Source organism: Micromonospora sp. D75, assembly GCF_018070405.1.
GTDB classification, from domain to species: domain Bacteria; phylum Actinomycetota; class Actinomycetes; order Mycobacteriales; family Micromonosporaceae; genus Micromonospora; species Micromonospora chalcea.
Window position 1 is genome coordinate 1 of sequence record NZ_JAGPXV010001044.1, and the last position, 1,051, is coordinate 1,051.

The following is a 1,051-nucleotide window of genomic DNA, read 5'->3' on the forward strand; positions in this document are numbered from 1 at the left end:
CGCCGACGTCACCGACGCGGACGACCTGCGCCGGGTCCGCGACGAGGCCGAGCGGCGGTTCGGCGGGCTCGACGGCATCGTGCACGCCGCCGGCCTGCCCGGCGGTGGCATGGCCGAGATCAAGGAGCGCGACGAGGCGCAGCGTGTGCTGGCCCCGAAGCTGGCCGGCACGCTCGCGCTGGCCCAGGTCTTCGGCGACCTGCCGCTGGACTTCGTCGTGCTGTGCTCCTCGATCACCGCGGTGATCGGCGGGTTCGGCCAGGTCGACTACTGCGCCGCGAACAACTTCCTGGACGCCTTCGCGCGCTCCGGCACCGGGTTCCGCGCCCCGGTCGTGTCGCAGAACTGGGGCGGCTGGGCCGAGGTCGGCATGGCGGTGGAGACCGCCGCGCCGGCCGCGTTCCGGGCCGCCGGGCGGGACACCGTGACCACCGCGGTCACGCACCCGGTGCTGACCACGATGGTCGCCGGGCCGGACGGCACGGTGCTGCACGGCCTGGTCGCGGCCGACACCCACTGGCTGCTCGACGAGCACCGGATCGGCGGCGTGCCGGTGGTGCCGGGCACCGCCCACCTGGAGTCGGTGCGCGCGGCGGTGGCCGCCGCGCTGCCCGCGCCGGGGCCGGACGCCGCTGTCGAGCTGCGTGACGTGGTGTTCCTGGAGCCGTTCTCGGTGCCGGACGGCACCGTGGCCCAGTACCGGGTCGAGCTGACCCCGACCGAGGACGGCACCGACTTCACCGTGGCCAGCCTCGCCGCCGGCCAGGCGCGCGCCCACGTACGCGGCAGCGCCGGGTGGACCACCGAGGCGGCCCCGCCGGCCGCCGTGCCCGCCGTGGCCGGACGGCGGGTCGACGACGACGCCTCGTTCGGCCGGGGACGCACCAGCATGCTGACGTTCGGCCCGCGCTGGGCGGCGCTGGCCGAGCACCACCTCGCCGACGGCGAGGAACTGGCCCGCGTGCAGGCGCCCGCCGCCGCGCTCGGCGACCTGCCCTCCTGGGGGCTGCACCCGCCGCTGCAGGACGTGGCCACCGCGTACGGCCGCGTC

General features: G+C 77.2%; 1 protein-coding gene. It reads left to right on the forward strand.

Annotation, left to right across the window (positions count from 1 at the left end):
- Positions 1 to 1,051, forward strand: a 1,051-nt coding sequence (locus KBX39_RS31845; RefSeq protein WP_210874127.1) for an SDR family oxidoreductase, incomplete at both ends; no start/stop codon positions are given.